At 61.2% G+C, this 17,956-nt stretch carries 12 protein-coding genes; 8 read left to right on the top strand and 4 right to left on the bottom strand.

The genetic code is table 11. From position 1 onward, the window contains the following. Window positions 1-59: 59 nt before the first annotated feature. The 6 genes from dnaB (at window position 60) to LCU97_RS16660 (ending at window position 11,594) form a co-directional block, all read left to right on the top strand. A complete protein-coding gene (gene dnaB / locus LCU97_RS16635; RefSeq protein ID WP_053155624.1) occupies window positions 60-1,457 on the top strand; it encodes a replicative DNA helicase in 1,398 nt (465 codons plus the stop codon). A 231-nt stretch (window positions 1,458-1,688) separates the two neighbouring features. After that, window positions 1,689-3,989, top strand: a complete 2,301-nt coding sequence (locus LCU97_RS16640; RefSeq protein WP_053155622.1) for a YgiQ family radical SAM protein — start codon at window positions 1,689-1,691, stop codon at window positions 3,987-3,989. Window positions 3,990-4,205: 216 nt separating this feature from the next. Continuing rightward, window positions 4,206-7,499: a transglutaminase family protein gene (locus tag LCU97_RS16645; protein ID WP_232777210.1), complete on the top strand. Its 3,294-nt coding sequence runs from the start codon at window positions 4,206-4,208 to the stop codon at window positions 7,497-7,499. A gap of 208 nt (window positions 7,500-7,707) precedes the next feature. Beyond that, window positions 7,708-10,194, top strand: coding sequence for a circularly permuted type 2 ATP-grasp protein (locus tag LCU97_RS16650; RefSeq protein ID WP_232777211.1), 2,487 nt, complete (start codon window positions 7,708-7,710; stop codon window positions 10,192-10,194). Beyond that, window positions 10,194-11,087: a transglutaminase family protein gene (locus tag LCU97_RS16655; protein ID WP_053155616.1), complete on the top strand. Its 894-nt coding sequence runs from the start codon at window positions 10,194-10,196 to the stop codon at window positions 11,085-11,087. The genes LCU97_RS16650 and LCU97_RS16655 overlap by 1 nt, the downstream gene beginning before the upstream one ends. Window positions 11,088-11,216: 129 nt before the next feature. Further along, window positions 11,217-11,594: an NUDIX hydrolase gene (locus tag LCU97_RS16660; RefSeq protein WP_053155614.1), complete on the top strand. Its 378-nt coding sequence runs from the start codon at window positions 11,217-11,219 to the stop codon at window positions 11,592-11,594. Window positions 11,595-11,618: 24 nt separating this feature from the next. On the opposite strand, the gene LCU97_RS16665 is transcribed toward LCU97_RS16660, so the two are convergent. Further along, window positions 11,619-12,206: an LOG family protein gene (locus tag LCU97_RS16665; RefSeq protein ID WP_232777212.1), complete on the bottom strand. Its 588-nt coding sequence runs from the start codon at window positions 12,204-12,206 to the stop codon at window positions 11,619-11,621. Window positions 12,207-12,547: 341 nt separating this feature from the next. Here LCU97_RS16665 and azu point away from each other — a divergent pair, with 341 nt between their 5' ends. Next, window positions 12,548-12,994, top strand: a complete 447-nt coding sequence (azu, locus tag LCU97_RS16670; protein ID WP_053155691.1) for an azurin — start codon at window positions 12,548-12,550, stop codon at window positions 12,992-12,994. A 120-nt stretch (window positions 12,995-13,114) separates the two neighbouring features. On the opposite strand, the gene nadE is transcribed toward azu, so the two are convergent. The 3 genes from nadE to LCU97_RS16685 all read right to left on the bottom strand — a co-directional run bounded on the left by nadE (window position 13,115) and on the right by LCU97_RS16685 (window position 16,229). Beyond that, window positions 13,115-13,942: an ammonia-dependent NAD(+) synthetase gene (nadE, locus tag LCU97_RS16675; RefSeq protein WP_053155610.1), complete on the bottom strand. Its 828-nt coding sequence runs from the start codon at window positions 13,940-13,942 to the stop codon at window positions 13,115-13,117. Window positions 13,943-13,946: 4 nt separating this feature from the next. Further along, window positions 13,947-15,173, bottom strand: coding sequence for a nicotinate phosphoribosyltransferase (gene pncB, locus LCU97_RS16680; RefSeq protein ID WP_053155609.1), 1,227 nt, complete (start codon window positions 15,171-15,173; stop codon window positions 13,947-13,949). Window positions 15,174-15,320: 147 nt separating this feature from the next. Beyond that, a complete protein-coding gene (locus tag LCU97_RS16685) occupies window positions 15,321-16,229 on the bottom strand; it encodes a LysR family transcriptional regulator (protein ID WP_053155607.1) in 909 nt (302 codons plus the stop codon). Between the two features lie 177 nt (window positions 16,230-16,406). Here LCU97_RS16685 and amaB point away from each other — a divergent pair, with 177 nt between their 5' ends. Continuing rightward, on the top strand, window positions 16,407-17,897 hold the full coding sequence (gene amaB / locus LCU97_RS16690) for an L-piperidine-6-carboxylate dehydrogenase (RefSeq protein ID WP_053155604.1): 1,491 nt from the start codon (window positions 16,407-16,409) through the stop codon (window positions 17,895-17,897). The last annotated feature ends 59 nt before the right edge of the window (window positions 17,898-17,956 follow it).

The following is a 17,956-nucleotide window of genomic DNA, read 5'->3' on the forward strand; positions in this document are numbered from 1 at the left end:
AGGGTCGTGCCCTTTGTCTTTCTGCAACCCCTGCTTTTATCACCAGAATCCCAGTGGCCATGAACGAAATTACCGCCCCAGAGCAATACGATCTGCAAACCGCTGCCCTGAAGGTGCCGCCACATTCCATCGAGGCCGAACAGGCCGTGCTCGGTGGCCTGATGCTGGACAACAACGCCTGGGAACGCGTGCTCGATCAAGTCTCCGACGGCGATTTCTACCGCCATGACCACCGCCTGATTTTCCGCGCCATCGCCCGGTTGGCCGACCAGAACCTGCCAATCGACGTGGTCACCTTGGCCGAGCAACTGGACAAGGAAGGCCAGACGTCCCAGGTCGGTGGCCTCGGTTACCTGGGCGAGCTGGCGAAAAACACGCCGTCCGTCGCCAACATCAAGGCCTATGCGCAGATTGTCCGCCAGCGGGCGACCTTGCGTCAGTTGATCGGCATCAGTAATGAAATTGCCGACAGCGCATTCAACCCCGAAGGGCGGACCGCTGAAGAGATCCTCGACGAAGCCGAACGGCAGATCTTCCAGATCGCCGAGGCGCGGCCAAAGACCGGTGGCCCGGTCGGCGTCAACGACCTGCTGACCAAGGCCATCGATCGCATCGACACCCTGTTCAACACGGCGGACGCGATCACCGGCCTGTCCACCGGCTATACCGATCTCGACGAGAAAACCAGCGGCCTGCAACCGGCCGACCTGATCATCGTGGCCGGTCGTCCCTCGATGGGTAAGACCACTTTTGCGATGAACCTGGTGGAAAACGCCGTGTTGCGCAGCGATAAGGTCGTCTTGGTCTATTCTCTGGAGATGCCAGGTGAATCCCTGATCATGCGTATGCTCTCGTCCCTGGGGCGCATCGACCAGACCAAGGTCCGTTCCGGCCAACTGGAAGACGACGACTGGCCGCGCCTGACCTCGGCGGTCAACCTGCTCAATGACCGCAAGCTGTTCATCGACGACACCGCCGGTATCAGTCCGTCGGAAATGCGCGCCCGAACCCGTCGCGTGGCGCGTGAGCACGGCGAAATCGGCCTGATCATGATCGACTACCTGCAACTGATGCAGATTCCGGGTTCCAGTGGCGATAACCGGACAAACGAGATTTCCGAGATTTCTCGTTCCCTCAAGGCCCTGGCCAAGGAGTTCAACTGCCCGGTGGTGGCACTTTCCCAGTTGAACCGCTCCCTGGAACAGCGTCCGAACAAGCGCCCGGTGAACTCCGACTTGCGGGAATCCGGAGCGATCGAGCAGGACGCCGACGTCATCATGTTCGTGTACCGCGACGAGGTGTATCACCCCGAGACAGAGCACAAGGGTATCGCCGAAATCATCATCGGTAAGCAGCGGAACGGCCCGATCGGCTTTGTCCGCCTGGCGTTCATCGGTAAGTACACGCGCTTTGAGAACCTCGCGCCGGGTAGCTATAACTTCGATGATGACGAATAAGACCTTGTCTTTTTGAAGGGCTGCAATGCTCCTTGTGGGAGCGGGCTTGCTCGCGAAAGCGGTGGATCAGTCGACATCGATGTTGGATGTCCGACCGCTTTCGCGAGCAAGCCGCTCCCACATTTGATTTGCGTCAAGCTCCATCATTTCCGACCATAGTCGTCGGAATTGGTTATTTTTTGTGCTATATTCCGCGCCCGCGATTTTTCATCCTTTATACCGGTCATCGACATGCAAGCAGCCAAGCCGTTATTTGACTATCCCAAGTACTGGGCCGAGTGTTTCGGCCCGGCGCCGTTCCTGCCCATGAGCAGGGAGGAGATGGATCAGCTTGGCTGGGATTCATGCGACATCATCATCGTGACCGGCGATGCCTACGTCGATCACCCGTCGTTCGGCATGGCGATCATCGGTCGGCTGCTGGAGGCCCAGGGTTTCCGGGTGGGAATCATTGCCCAGCCGAACTGGCAGTCCAAGGACGACTTCATGAAGCTTGGCGAGCCCAACCTGTTTTTCGGTGTCGCGGCCGGCAACATGGACTCGATGATCAACCGTTACACCGCCGACAAGAAAATCCGTTCCGATGACGCCTACACCCCCGGTGGCCTGGCGGGCAAGCGGCCGGATCGTGCGAGCCTGGTTTACAGCCAGCGTTGCAAGGAAGCCTACAAGCATGTGCCGATCGTGCTCGGCGGGATCGAGGCGTCCCTGCGTCGCATTGCCCATTACGATTACTGGCAGGACCGGGTGCGCAACTCGATCCTGATCGACGCCAGCGCCGATATCCTGCTTTATGGCAACGCCGAACGGGCCATTGTCGAAGTGGCGCAGCGCTTGTCCTATGGTCAGAAAATCGAAGATATCACCGACGTACGCGGCACGGCTTTCATCCGCCGTGACACGCCCAAGGACTGGTACGAAATCGATTCCACCCGTATCGACCGTCCGGGCAAGATCGACAAGATCATCAACCCGTACGTGAATACCCAGGACACCGCTGCCTGCGCCATCGAGCAGGAAAAGGGCCAGGTCGAAGACCCGAACGAAGCCAAGGTCGTGCAAATCCTGGCGAGCCCGAAGATGACCCGCGACAAGACCGTAATCCGCCTGCCGTCGGTGGAAAAGGTGCGCAACGACCCGGTGCTCTACGCCCATGCCAACCGGGTGCTGCATCTGGAAACCAACCCTGGAAACGCCCGGGCGCTGGTGCAGAAGCATGGCGAGGTCGATGTCTGGTTCAACCCGCCGCCCATTCCCATGACCACCGAGGAAATGGACTACGTCTTCGGCATGCCTTACGCACGTGTTCCGCATCCGGCGTATGGCAAGGAGAAAATTCCAGCCTACGAGATGATCCGTTTCTCGGTGAACATCATGCGCGGCTGCTTTGGCGGCTGCACGTTCTGCTCGATCACCGAGCACGAAGGCCGGATCATCCAGAACCGCTCCGAAGAGTCGATCATCCGCGAGATCGAAGAAATCCGTGACAAGGTGCCGGGTTTCACCGGTGTCATTTCCGACCTCGGCGGCCCGACCGCGAACATGTACCGCATCGCCTGCAAGAGTCCGGAAATCGAATCCGCGTGCCGTAAGCCGTCCTGCGTGTTCCCGGGCATTTGCCCGAACCTCAACACCGACCATTCTTCGCTGATCCAGTTGTATCGCAGCGCCCGGGCATTGCCGGGGGTGAAGAAGATCCTTATCGCGTCCGGCCTGCGCTACGACCTGGCGGTCGAGTCGCCGGAATACGTCAAGGAACTGGTGACCCACCACGTCGGTGGCTACTTGAAGATCGCCCCGGAACACACCGAGGAAGGTCCGCTCAACCAGATGATGAAACCGGGTATCGGCACTTATGACCGGTTCAAGCGGATGTTCGAGAAGTTCAGTAAGGAAGCCGGGAAAGAGCAGTACCTGATTCCGTATTTCATCGCCGCCCACCCAGGCACGACCGACGAAGACATGATGAACCTGGCGCTGTGGCTCAAGGGCAATGGGTTCCGTGCCGACCAGGTGCAGGCGTTCTACCCGTCGCCGATGGCCAGCGCCACGGCGATGTACCATTCGGGCAAGAACCCGCTGCGCAAGGTCACTTACAAGAGCGACGGCGTCACCATCGTGAAGAGCGAGGAGCAGCGCCGTCTGCACAAGGCTTTCCTGCGCTATCACGACCCCAAGGGCTGGCCGATGTTGCGTGAGGCACTGACCCGCATGGGCCGCGCCGACCTGATCGGGCCGGGCAAGCATCAGCTGATTCCGCTGCACCAGCCAGCCACCGACAGCTACCAGAGTGCCCGCCGCAAGAACTCGACGCCGGCGGGTAGCCACAAGGTGGGCAAGGAAACCACCCGGATCCTGACCCAGCACACCGGTCAGCCACCACGCGCCAGTGACGGTGGCAATCCGTGGGACAAGCGCGAGCAAGCCAAGGCCGCGGCCTTCGCTCGCAACCAGAAGGCGGCCAAGGAGCGCAAGGATGCCGCGAAGGGCAAGGGACCCAAGCCGGCGCGCAAGCCTGTCGTGCCGCGCTGATCCTTGAGCGATAAAGTAAAACGCCAGCCTGAGAGCTGGCGTTTTACTTTCTGGCGCGGCGCTAAGCCATTGCCCGGTTCCTATGGCAGGAATACGGGCGTCATGGGTTTTTAGTGCTCTACTGTCCTGTGCAGACGAAAAAAGTGTCCGGCTTGCCCGCATGGCATAAGTCTTGCCCCGCTTTCGATAACGCTCCAGGCCCGCAGGAGGCACGCCGTGTCGATCCATGTCGCTTTGCATCACGTCACGCATTACCGCTACGACCGTGCCGTCGAATTGGGCCCGCAGATCGTTCGCCTGCGCCCGGCGCCCCATAGTCGTACACGCATTCTGTCTTATGCCTTGAAGGTTTCGCCCGATAAGCACTTCATGAACTGGCAACAGGATCCCCAGGGTAATTACCTGGCGCGACTGGTGTTTCCCGAGAAAACCCGGGAACTGCGGATCGAAGTCGATCTGCTGGCGGAAATGGCGGTGTTCAATCCATTCGATTTCTTTCTCGAGCCCTACGCCGAGCAGATTCCGTTTACCTATGCGGCTGATGAAAAGCACGAGCTGATGCCTTACCTGGAGAAGCTGCCGCTGACACCTCGTTTCAAGGCTTATCTGGACAGCATCGAGCGGGCGCCGTTGCCGGCGGTGGATTTCCTGGTGGGGCTCAACCAGCGGCTGAGCAAAGACATCGACTACCTGATTCGCATGGAGCCGGGCGTGCAGACGCCGGAGCACACCCTTGAACGAGGGTCTGGCTCCTGTCGCGATTCGGCCTGGCTGTTGGTGCAGCTCCTGCGCCACCTTGGGCTGGCCGCGCGTTTCGTTTCCGGTTACCTGATCCAGTTGACCGCCGATGTCAAAAGCCTCGATGGCCCTTCCGGCACGGAAGTGGATTTCACGGATCTGCATGCCTGGTGCGAGGTCTACCTGCCGGGCGCTGGCTGGATTGGCCTGGATGCGACGTCCGGGCTGTTTGCCGGCGAAGGACATATCCCATTGGCCTGTAGTCCTGATCCGTCCTCGGCGGCCCCCATCACGGGCCTGGTAGAACCTTGCGAGTGCGAATTCAGCCACGAAATGGCTGTGGAACGGATCTGGGAAGCACCCCGGGTGACCAAGCCTTATACCGACGAGCAGTGGCTGGCGATCCAGGCGTTGGGCCAGCAGATCGATGCCGATCTGCTGGAAGGCGATGTGCGGTTGACCATGGGCGGCGAGCCAACATTTGTTTCCATCGATGACCCGGACGGTGCCGAGTGGAACACCGCCGCGCTCGGACCCGACAAGCGCAGGCTCTCCGCCGAGTTGTTTCAGCGGCTGCGCAAGCACTACGCACCCCGGGGGCTGGTGCATTTTGGTCAAGGCAAATGGTACCCCGGCGAGCCGCTGCCACGCTGGTCGCTTAATTGTTATTGGCGGGGTGACGGGGTGCCGATCTGGCACAACGACGCCTTGATTGCGGATGAGCAGCAGGATTACGGTGCCGATGGTGGGATGGCCGGGCGATTTCTGACGAGCGTCGCTGAGCGTTTGAAAATCCCTACGCGCTTCGTATTCCCTGCCTACGAAGACAACTTCTATTACCTCTGGCGTGAAGGCACCTTGCCCTTGAACGTCACCGCGCAAGACCCGCGCCTGGAAGATGCCCTGGAGCGGGCACGGCTGCGCAAGGTATTCAGCCAAGGCCTGGATAAGATCATCGGCCAGGTCCTGCCGCTGGCGCGCACCGCCAAGGGTGATCAATGGCAAAGCGGCCGCTGGTATCTGCGGGACGAACATTGCCGGCTGGTGCCGGGAGATTCGCCCCTGGGCTATCGCCTGCCCCTGTCGTCCCAGCCTTGGGTGAAGGCGGCGGAGTATCCCTTTATCCATCCCACCGACCCGAACCAGGATCTGCCCGGGCTGCCGGACGCCGCGCAGTTGGCCGACCATGGCGAGGCGGTTGTCCACCAGGACCGGGCGCCCGCCATCGACGAGTCGGCCGACTGGCTGACCCGCACGGCATTGTGTGCCGAAGCGCGGCAAGGGCGGTTGTATCTGTTTATGCCGCCGCTGGAGCGGGTCGAGGATTATCTGGAACTGGTCGCCGCCATCGAGGCGACGGCCGAGGAACTGCAATGCCCGGTGCTGCTGGAAGGCTACGAGCCGCCGAGCGATCCGCGCCTCGGTAATTTCCGCATCACGCCCGATCCGGGTGTGATCGAGGTGAATGTGCAGCCATCAGCGACCTGGGATGAACTGGTGGAGCGCACCGAGTTCCTCTACGAGCAGGCGCGACTCACCCGGTTGACCACCGAAAAATTCATGATCGATGGCCGGCACACCGGTACCGGTGGCGGTAACCATTTCGTACTGGGCGGTGCGACGCCCGGTGATTCTCCCTTTCTGCGGCGCCCCGACCTGCTGCGCAGCCTGATCAGTTACTGGCATAACCACCCTTCATTGTCGTATCTGTTTTCTGGATTGTTCATCGGCCCGACGTCCCAGGCACCACGGGTGGACGAAGCGCGCAACGACGCGTTGTATGAGCTGGAAATCGCCTTCGCACAAATGCCGCAGCCCGGCGAAGAATGCCCACCCTGGTTGGTGGACCGGTTGTTGCGCAATCTGCTGATCGACGTGACCGGCAACACCCACCGCGCTGAATTCTGTATCGACAAGCTTTACTCACCGGACGGTGCTACCGGGCGCCTCGGCCTGTTGGAGTTGCGTGCATTTGAAATGCCGCCTCATGCGCGCATGAGCCTGGCCCAGCAACTGCTGTTGCGCGCGCTGGTGGCACGGTTCTGGCGCGAGCCTTACGCACCGGCAAAGCTGGCGCGCTGGGGCACGGAACTGCACGACCGGTTCCTGTTGCCGCATTTCATCGAGCAGGATTTTGCCGACGTCATTGCTGAGCTGAATGTCGCCGGTTACCCGTTGCGGGCCGAATGGTTCGCTGCGCATCTGGAGTTCCGTTTCCCCAAGGTGGGCGATTACGCGGTGGGCGGTGTCGAGCTGCAACTGCGCCAGGCCCTGGAGCCCTGGCATGTGCTGGGGGAAGAGGGGGGCGGAGGCGGAACCGTACGCTATGTGGATTCATCCCTGGAGCGCTTGCAAGTCAAGCTCAGCGGCATGGCGCCGCAACGCTATCTGTTGACCTGCAATGGCGTGCCGGTGCCGCTGCAACCCACGGGCCGGGTCGGCGAGTTCGTGGCCGGGGTGCGTTTTCGCGCCTGGCAGCCGGCCAGTTGCCTGCAACCGACCATCCCGGTCCATGCGCCGCTGGTCTTCGACTTGCTCGACACCTGGGGGCAACGCTCCATGGGCGGTTGCCAGTACCACGTGGCCCATCCGGGCGGGCGCAATTACGACAGCCTGCCGGTGAATGCCAACGAAGCGGAAAGCCGGCGGATGGCGCGTTTCTTCCGTGTCGGACATACGCCGGGGAAACTGTCGATACCCAGCGTGGTGGTGGATGACGAGTTTCCGCTGACGCTCGATCTGCGGCGTTTTCATGGGGCCACAAAAAGCTAAGCGTACATCCAGTGGCGAGGGAGCTTGCTCCCGCTGAGTGCCTAGCGCTCACAACAAAAGGGCCGCTTCGCAGCCCAGCGGGAGCAAGCTCCCTCGCCACGATAGTTCCTGACAGAAAATGGCTGCCAGACCCGACACAAAACACATCTATCCGGCCGTCATCTGCTTGCGCTAGTCTGATCTTTCATTGCCGTCTGCCGAGCTTTCCATGCCTGACCTGCTTGACCGTTACCCGCTGACCACGGGCACCTACCACGAACTGTTGGACGACAGCGGTGCGGTCCGTCCCCACTGGCGGCGACTGTTGGATCAGTTGCAGCGCAGTACCCCGACCCAATTGGCCCAGCGCCAGGCATTACTGGCGCGGCAAATCCAGGAAAACGGCGTCACCTATAACGTCTATGCGGACCCGAAGGGGGCCGATCGGCCATGGGAGCTGGACCTGCTGCCCCATGTGATCGACGCGCAAGAATGGAAGCATCTGTCGGCGGGCATCGCCCAGCGTGCGCGCTTGCTCAACGCGGTGTTGGCCGACCTGTATGGGCCACAGCGGCTGATCAGTGAAGGGCTGTTGCCGGCGGAACTGGTATTCGGGCACAACAATTTTCTCTGGCCCTGCGAGGGCATCACACCGCCGGACGGGACCTTCCTGCATCTGTACGCGGTGGACCTGGCGCGCACGCCCGACGGTCGCTGGTGGGTAACGGCGGACCGCACCCAGGCACCTTCCGGAGCCGGTTATGCATTGGAAAACCGCATGATCGTCTCCCGGGCCTTCCCCGACCTGTATCGCGACCTGAACGTGCGGCACCTGTCCGGTTTCTTCCGTACATTGCAGGAAACCCTGGCGCGCCAGGCGCCCAGCGATGGCGAGCCGCCGCTGGTGGTGCTGCTGACGCCGGGGCGGTTCAACGAAAGTTATTTCGAGCATCTGTACCTGGCGCGCCAGCTCGGTTACCCGCTGGTGGAAGGCGGTGACCTGACGGTTCGGGACGCCACGGTGTACCTCAAGACCCTCAGCGGGCTGCGTCGGGTCCATGCCATCATGCGTCGGCTCGACGATGATTTTTGCGATCCCCTGGAGTTGCGCACCGACTCGGCCCTTGGGGTGCCGGGATTGCTGGAGGCGGTGCGCCAGGGCCGGGTGCTGGTGGCCAATGCCTTGGGCAGCGGCGTGCTGGAGTCGCCGGGCCTGTTGGGGTTCCTGCCGAAGATCAACCAGTTCCTGTTTGGCGAGCAATTGCTGCTGCCGTCCATTGCCACCTGGTGGTGCGGTGAACCACCGGTCCTGGCCCAGGCCTTGGAAAAACTGCCTCAATTGTTGGTCAAGCCGGCGTTTCCTTCCCAGAGTTTCAAGCCGGTACTGGGGCGTGACCTGACCGAGGCGCAGCGCGCGCAATTGGCCGCACGCATGCAGGCACGGCCCTACGCCTATGTCGCCCAGGAACTGGCGCAGTTGTCCCAGGCACCGGTGTGGCAGGCTGAGGAGGGCCAGATCCAGCCACGGGCCATTGGCATGCGGGTGTATGCGGTGTCCGCAAAGGATGAGTATCGGGTGTTGTCGGGTGGCCTGACCCGCGTGGCCGCCAAGGCCGACGCCGAAGTGGTATCGATGCAACGCGGCGGCGCCAGCAAGGACACCTGGGTACTGGGGGAGCAGGCGCCCGGTGGCGAGCAATGGAAAGCCCAGCGAACCGTGGGCGTACACGATCTGGTCCGGCGCGATCCCTACCTGCCGTCCCGGGTGGTGGAAAACCTGTTCTGGTTCGGTCGTTATTGCGAACGCTGCGATGGCAGTGCGCGGCTGTTGCGGATCATGCTGGCGCGTTATGTCGATGGCGATGATCCGCAAGCCCTGCAGTCGGCGGTATCCTTGGGGGAAAGCCTGATGCTGCTGCCCGAAGAAGGCGAATTGCCTGAGCGGTTGCTGGCGGCGTTGCTGGGGGAGGATTGGTCGTTCAGCCTGCGTTCCAACCTTCAACGCTTGCAATGGGCGGCGTCGCAGGTACGCGGCAAGCTGTCCCGGGAGAACTGGCAGGCGCTGGTGGAATTGCAGCGCGAAGCCTTGGAGCTGGAAACCGGAGAGCCGGACTTCGGCGAGCTGATGGATTTTCTCAACCGCTTGGTGATGTCCTTGGCGGCGTTGTCCGGCTTCGCCCTCGACGACATGACCCGCGATGAGGGCTGGCGCTTCCTGATGATCGGGCGGCGCCTGGAGCGTCTGCAGTTTCTCAGCAGCAGCCTGTCGGCGTTCCTGCGGGGCGAGGCCGTGTTCGATCAGGCGGGGCTGGAATGGTTGCTGGAATTGGGCAACAGCAGCATCACGTATCGCTCCCGTTATCTGGCGGTGGCCCAGTTGATCCCGGTGCTCGACCTCTTGCTGCTGGATGAGCAGAACCCCCACGCGGTGCTCTTCCAGTTAAAACTGGTGGCCCGAACACTCAAGCGTCTGAACGATGACTTCGGCGCCCCCCGGGACACCGCGTTGCCGGAGCTGGTGATGCGCCTGTCGCGCTTCGACCTGCGCTGCCTCGAAGATCCGCTGTTCGGCGAAGCCAGCCTGCGCGCTGCGCTCGATGGTTTGGCCGACCTGTTGCAGGAGATCGCCGATGTCAGCGGCCAGGTGTCGGATCGCCTGGCCTTGCGCCATTTTGCCCATGTCGACGATGTCAGCCAGCGCACGGTGTCCGTCTGATGAACGCTCGTTACCAGATCTTCCATGACACCCATTACCACTACGACAGCCCGGTGTCCCTGGCCCAGCAACTGGCCCATCTGTGGCCGCGTACCTGTGACTGGCAGCGTTGCACCGAGCAGCAGCTGACGATCAGTCCGGAGCCGACGACCCGGCGCGACGAACGGGATGTCTTCGGCAATCCGCTGACTCGCCTGGCGTTCGAACGGCCCCACGACGAGTTGCTGGTCAACGCACGCTTGAGCGTCGAGGTGCTGGCCCGCCCCGAACCGGATTTCCGCCTGTCGCCGGCCTGGGAAGCGACCTGTAGCGCGCTGACCTACAGCAGCCGACCGCTGTCAGCCGCAGTGCTGGAGGCCTGTCGCTACCGTTTCGAGTCGCCTTATGTGCATCTCAAGCGCAGCTTCGTCGATTTCTCCGAAAGCTGCTTCCCGCCGGGACGCCCGCTGATGGCTTGCGTTCGGGCACTGATGGAAAAGATCTTCGACGAGTTCACCTTTGATGCCGAAGCGACCCAAGTGGCGACCCCATTGGTGGAGGTGCTGGAGCGGCGGCGAGGCGTTTGCCAGGACTTTGCCCACCTCATGCTGGCGTGTGTGCGGTCCCGTGGGCTGGCGGCGCGTTACGTCAGCGGCTACCTGCTGACCCAGCCACCTCCCGGCCAGCCACGGCTGATTGGTGCCGATGCGTCCCACGCCTGGATCTCGGTGTTTTGCCCGGTATTGGGCTGGGTGGACTTCGACCCGACCAACAACGTGCAGCCGGCTTTGGAGCATATCACCCTGGCCTGGGGCCGGGATTTTTCCGATGTATCGCCGTTGCGCGGGGTGATTCTGGGGGGCGGTAGCCATGATCCCGAGGTGCGGGTGACGGTGATGCCAGTTGAATCGTAAGAGAAACGCTTTGTGGGAGCGGGCTTGCTCGCGAAAGCGCACTGTCAGTCAATGATGATGTAGCTGACTCACCGCCTTCACGAGCAAGCCCGCCCCCACAGGTATGTATTGAATAGGGAGGAAAGCCCCATGTTTCCGGTCTCCATCAAAGGCGTGCTGCAATCTCCCGAAGGGTTGATCGTGCTTATGCTCAATGAGCGGGATGAGTGGGAGCTGCCCGGCGGGCGAATCGAAGTGGGCGAGACGGCGCCGCAATGCCTGGCGCGGGAAATCGTCGAGGAGTTGGCGGTCGAGGTCAGCGTGGGGGAGCCGCTGGACTCCTATCTGTTCGAAGTCATTCCCGGCAAGCACGTCTTCATTTCCACTTACCGCTGCCAGTTGCTGGGCGGTTTCGTGCCGACGATCAGCCATGAGCACAAAGAGATCGGACTCTTCGAGCCGGGCCGGTTACCGGCCAATCTGCCGGAAGGCTATCGCCAGTCGGTTGCCAAAGCGTTGGGGGGGTGAGGGCCGGTGTCGGCCCCCGGCTTTTCAGTCGGTTTTTTGTCCGACCCATTTGGGTGGTACCGACGGCTGCCATTCATCCAGCGCGTCGAGCAGGTCCCGTGGCGATTCGCTGACTTGCAGCATGTCGCGATGAGCTGCGCGGACGAAGCCTTCCTCGACGATGTGATCGAGAAATCCGGTGAGTTTGCTGTAGAAGCCGTTCACCTCCAGCAACCCCAACGGTTTACCGTGATAGCCGAGCTGGCCCCAGGTCCAGACTTCGAATAATTCTTCCAGTGTGCCGAGGCCGCCGGGCAGCGCGATGAAGGCGTCGCTGAGTTCAGCCATGCGGGCCTTGCGAGCGTGCATACCATCGACCACTTCCAGGCGTGTCAGGCCACTGTGGCCGATCTCTTTATCCTTCAGGCTTTGCGGGATGATACCGATGACTTCACCGCCGGCCGCCAGGGCGGCATCGGCGACAATGCCCATCAGGCCCACGGCACCGCCGCCATAGACCAGGGTCAGCTTTCGCTCCGCCAAGGCCCGGCCCAGGGCTTGGGCCGCTTCGCGATAAGCCGGGTTGGCGCCGGTGCTGGCGCCGCAAAATACACAAACAGACGCTAAGGACATGCTTTACTCCAGGATCGATAACCGCTCCAGAGTAAAGTCTGTATAGAAGATTGCGAAGGCTTAGATCTCGCGACGGGGTTTTTCATAGGTGCCACTGGCGCCACAGGCGTACGCGGCGAGCAGGCTGCAAATCAGGCTGTTGAAGTTCATGGTGATCGCTCCTCTAAGGTGATGAGGCCGATCATAGAGCGGTGCAGTACGTATGACCGGTTGATTGTATCCATCAGGCTGATAGCCTTAAGTTGTATACAGTTTTTGATTCAGGTCATAGGAACTTGTCTGAAATTCAGGCAGTCTTCCCCTTTGAAGGAATTTTGTTAACCATGCCTTGGAGATTCATGATGTTCGCCAAACTTGTAGCAGTATCCCTGTTGACACTGGCCAGCAGCCAACTGATGGCAGCGGAGTGCAAGACCACCATCGACTCGACTGACCAAATGTCCTTCAGCGCCAAGGACATTGTGATCGACAAGAGTTGCAAGACGTTCACGGTTGAATTGAAGCACACCGGCAAATTGCCAAAGAACGTCATGGGTCATAACTGGGTGCTGAGCAAAGCGACTGACATGCCGCTGATTGCCTCCGATGGTATGAGCGCGGGTGTCGATGGAAACTACCTGAAGGCCGATGATGCCCGCGTCATCGCCCACACCAAGCTCATTGGCGGCGGGGAAACGGATTCCGTAACCTTCGACGTTTCGAAACTCAAGGCAGATGAAACATACGGTTTCTTCTGCTCGTTCCCTGGCCACATCTCCATGATGAAAGGCACCGTTACGCTGAAGTGAGTGCTCCAGATACAAGAAAGCGCCCGAGCAGGGCGCTTTTTTTTTGCGCAATTTCTGAAGTCGGCACCCATCCAATGTGGGAGCGAGCAGGCTCGCTCCCACAGGAAAGGACGTCGCCCGTTACGGCGCGTACGGCAACACCCGCTTGTGCTCGGTCTTGCGATAGGTTTCGCAAATGATCCTGGCCGCTTCCTCCCGTATCGTCTTGCCATGCAGGAAGGCATCGATCTCGCCGTAGGTCACTCCGTGGGCGGCCTCGTCGGGCTTGCCCGGAGACAGGTCTTCGAGGTCGGCGGTAGGGACCTTTTCCACCAGCGACTCCGGCGCACCGAAGTCACGGGCAATCGCCCGGACCTGGTTTTTCACCAGGCCGCTCAACGGCGCCAGGTCACAGGCGCCGTCGCCGAACTTGGTGAAGAAACCCATCACGGCTTCGGCCGCATGGTCGGTGCCGATCACCAGGCCTTGTTCGGCGCCGGCGATAGTGTATTGCGCAACCATGCGCATCCGCGCCTTGGTATTGCCCAGTACGAAGTCCCGCGAGCCCGGTCCCTTGCCTTCGAAGGCCAGGATTTCCTTGGCCAGGGCCTTGACTGCCGGCCCGATGTTGACGGTATGGCGCTCGTCCGGCTCGATGAAGTCCACACAGGCCTGCGCTTCATGCTCATCGAACTGGGTTTCGTACGGCAGGCGCACGGCGATGAACTTATAGGCCGCGTTGCCGGTTTTCTCCCGCAGTTCGCGTACGGCACGCTGGGCCAGCAGGCCGGCGGTCAACGAGTCGACGCCGCCACTGATCCCCAGCACCAGACTCTTGAGCCCGGAGTTGACGAGGCAATCCTGAATGAAGGCTACCCGGCGAGCGACCTCGGCCTTGAGGGCCGCGTCATCGGCGAACGGTGGCTGAACCTTGAGCTGTTCAGCAATCTCACGCTGTACGGCTTGCATGAATTCACTCCTTGCTTGATCTGTCAGAAAGGGCGGCAGGTACTTGGAAAACATGTCGCATGTAGGCGACGAAATTCGGATCCTTGCAGTGGGTCTTGCCGGGCTCGTCTGAAATCTTGGCCACGGGTTGCCCGTCACAGCTGATCATTTTAAGCACGATACTCATGGGCTCAACGCCTGGAATATCACAGGTCAGATTGGTGCCGATACCAAAGCTCACATTGATGCGACCACGCAATGCCCGAAATATCTCCAGGCATTTGGGCAGCGTCAGACTGTCGGAGAACACCAGGGTCTTGCTCATCGGATCGATACCCAGCTTGTGGTAGTGGGCAATGGCTTTCTCGGCCCAGATCACCGGGTCGCCCGAGTCATGCCGCAGGCCGTCGAACAGCTTGGCGAAGAACAGATCGAAGTCGCCGAGGAAGGCGTCCATGGTGATGCAGTCGGTCAACGCGATGCCCAGCAGGCCACGGTACTCGCGTACCCAGCAATCGAGAGCAGCGATCTGGCTGTCGATCAGCCGTGGGCCCAGTTGCTGATGGGCCATGATCCATTCATGGGCCATGGTGCCCAAGGGCTTCATGTCCAGCTCACGGGACAGGTGCACGTTGCTGGTGCCGACGAAGCGCCCGGGGAAATCGTGCTTGAGCACGTTCACGACTTCTTCCTGGGTACGGTAGGAGAACCGGCGACGGGTGCCGAAGTCGGCGACCTGCAGTTCGGACAACTCGTCGGCGCTGGCGTTGGCGGTCAGCCAGTCGAACTTGCGGTACAACTGTTCCCGCGCTTGCTCCAGGACGACTTCACGATAGCGGTAGCGATTGCGCACCTCGCTGACGATGGACAGCAGCGGCACTTCGAACAGGATGACGTGCAGCCACGGCCCACGCAGGCGGATGAACAGCTCGTTGTTTTCGATGCCGGTGTGCACGTAGCGCAGGTTGAAGCGGAACAGCCCGAGAAAACGCAGGAAGTCTGGCTTGAGGAAGGTGATGCGCTCCAGGAAACCCAACTGGTCGGCGCTCAGGTTCAGCTCGGCGAGCCGTTCGATCTGGAAACGGATCTCCGCCAGGTACGGGCGCAGGTCTTCGCTGTTGCGGCAACGAAATTCCCATTCGACTTCGACGTTGGGGTAGTTGTGCAGCACCGCCTGCATCATCGTCAGCTTGTAGAAGTCGGTGTCGAGCAGGTTCTGCACGATGCGATCGGCAAACACACTCTCGCTCATGGTGGGGTCTCCAGACAGGTCGCCGCAATCGGCAGCGGGCGGACAACGGTTATGGATGAAGTGCCTAGTGGCGCATAACCGGGATGGATATTGCCAGTGATTTATCGTCACAGACATCTTCTGTGGCGAGGGTTGTACTGGATGAGGTTAATGCGCCAGATCCGGATTGCCGATCTGCTCCAGCATCCACTCCACGAAGAGTTTTACCTTAGGCACTTCCGCCGAGTGTTCGGGGTACGCCAGGTAGTAGGCGTTGGTGCTGGGCATCGCATGTTGCCACGGGATGACCAGCTTGCCGTCAGCCAATTCTTCTTCCACCAGGAAACGCGGCAGCAGGGCGACACCGCAGCCGACCTGCGCGGCACGAATGCACATGTAGAAGGTTTCGAAACGCGGTCCGTGATAACTGTGTTCGGTGTGATAACCCTGGTCGTCGAACCAGTCATGCCAGGCCTGGGGGCGCGAGGCGTTTTGCAGCAGCACCAGGTCCGTCAGTTGTGTCGGTTCGGTGAAAGGCTTGTCTGGCAGGCTTCCTGGCGCGCAGACCGGTACCAGTTGTTCGCCGAACAGCTTCAGCGATTCGGTACCGGGGCGTGAGCCCTGGCCGAAGTAGAACGCCAGGTCGCTACGGCCTTGTTGCAAGTCATCGGCTTCCTGCTCGCTGCACAGATCCAGGTGAATCGTCGGATGCCGCAGGCGCCAGCCCTTCAGGCGTGGGACCAGCCAGCGTGCTCCGAAGGTTGGGGGCGTCGAGACTCGCAGGACTTCGGTATCGCCGCCGTAAGAGCGCAGGTAATGGGTAGACATTTCCACCTGCGAGAGGATCTTTCGAACCTCCCCCAAGTACAAATTCCCGGCCGGCGTCAGTTGCAGGCGTCGACGCACGCGGCGAAACAGCAGATGCTGCAAGAGCTCTTCAAGCTGTGCGACTTGCTTGCTGACCGCGCTCTGGGTCAAGTGCAGTTCCTCGGCTGCGCGGGTGAAGCTCAGGTGACGAGTCACTGCTTCGAAGCACTGCAACGCCGTGATCGACGGCAAATAGCGTTTGTTGAGCATGATGAGGCCTTGTTTCCTGTCGCTCGGCGTGCCGCATGACGGGCAGCATGAATAAACGGAATGATATCTCGCTTAAAGGTCGTTTGTTGGCAAGTCTCGGGCCAGCTAAAACTACAGGTCTGATCAGCCGTGCAGGTTCGGCTGCCAATCCTTTTTCTTTTGCTTGAGGAATTAACCATGGTTGCTGCATTGCTTGATCGTTTGGGCGTCGCCCCGGCCCTGTACCAGAACGGCACGCAGGCGGTGCATTCGCCCATCGATGGCGGTCGCATCGGCGCCGTGAACTGGGAAGGTGCCGCTGAAGTCGAGCAACAGGTCAGCCGCGCCCAGCATGCCTTCGACCTGTGGCGCAAGGTGCCGGCCCCGCGTCGCGGTGAGCTGGTGCGTCAGTTTGGCGACCTGCTGCGCGAATACAAAGCCGATCTTGGTGAACTGGTGTCCTGGGAGGCCGGCAAGATCACCCAGGAAGGTCTGGGCGAAGTACAGGAAATGATCGACATCTGCGACTTCGCCGTCGGCCTGTCCCGCCAGTTGTACGGCTTGACTATCGCTTCCGAGCGTCCGGGCCATCATATGCGCGAAACCTGGCATCCGCTGGGCGTGGTCGGCGTCATCAGCGCCTTCAACTTCCCGGTGGCGGTGTGGGCCTGGAACACCACGCTGGCGCTGGTCTGTGGCAACGCGGTGATCTGGAAACCGTCGGAGAAGACGCCCCTCACCGCCCTGGCCTGCCAGGCGTTGTTCGAGCGCGTGCTGAAGAACTTCAGCGACGCGCCGCCGTACTTGAGCCAGGTGATCATCGGCGGCCGCGATGCCGGCGAGGCGTTGGTGGACGATCCGCGCGTGGCGTTGATCAGCGCCACCGGCAGCACTCGCATGGGGCGCGAAGTCGCGCCGAAGGTCGCGGCACGCTTCGCGCGCAGCATCCTGGAGCTGGGCGGTAACAATGCCATGATTCTTGCTCCGAGCGCCGATCTGGACATGGCCGTACGTGCCATCCTGTTCAGCGCCGTCGGCACCGCTGGCCAACGCTGCACCACCCTGCGTCGCCTGATTGCCCATGAGTCGGTGAAAGAAGAAATCGTCACCCGTCTCAAGGCCGCTTATTCGAAGGTGCGCATTGGCCATCCATTGGAAGGCAACCTGGTCGGGCCGCTGATCGACAAGCAAAGCTTCGACAACATGCAGGACGCCCTGGAACAAGCCCTGAGCGAAGGCGGTCGGGTGTTTGGCGGCCAGCGCCAACTTGAAGACACGTTCCCGAATGCCTATTACGTGTCGCCCGCTATCGTCGAGATGCCCGAGCAGAGCGACGTGGTCCGCCACGAAACTTTTGCGCCGATCCTGTATGTGATCGGCTACAAGGATTTCGCCGAGGCGTTGCACCTGAACAACTCGGTGCCACAGGGCCTGTCGTCCTGCATTTTCACCACTGACGTGCGTGAAGCCGAGCAGTTCATGTCGGCCGTGGGCAGCGACTGCGGCATCGCCAACGTCAACATCGGCCCGAGCGGCGCGGAAATCGGTGGCGCGTTTGGCGGCGAGAAAGAAACCGGCGGCGGTCGCGAATCCGGCTCCGACGCCTGGCGTGCCTACATGCGCCGCCAGACCAACACCGTGAACTATTCGCTGGAGTTGCCGTTGGCGCAGGGGATTACCTTCGACTGAAGTCCGTCAACGAAAATCCCTGGGAGAGCGAGCCTGCTCGCGATGGCGGCGTACCATGC

This window comes from Pseudomonas uvaldensis, from assembly GCF_021271205.1.
Classification (GTDB): Bacteria; Pseudomonadota; Gammaproteobacteria; order Pseudomonadales; family Pseudomonadaceae; genus Aquipseudomonas; species Aquipseudomonas uvaldensis.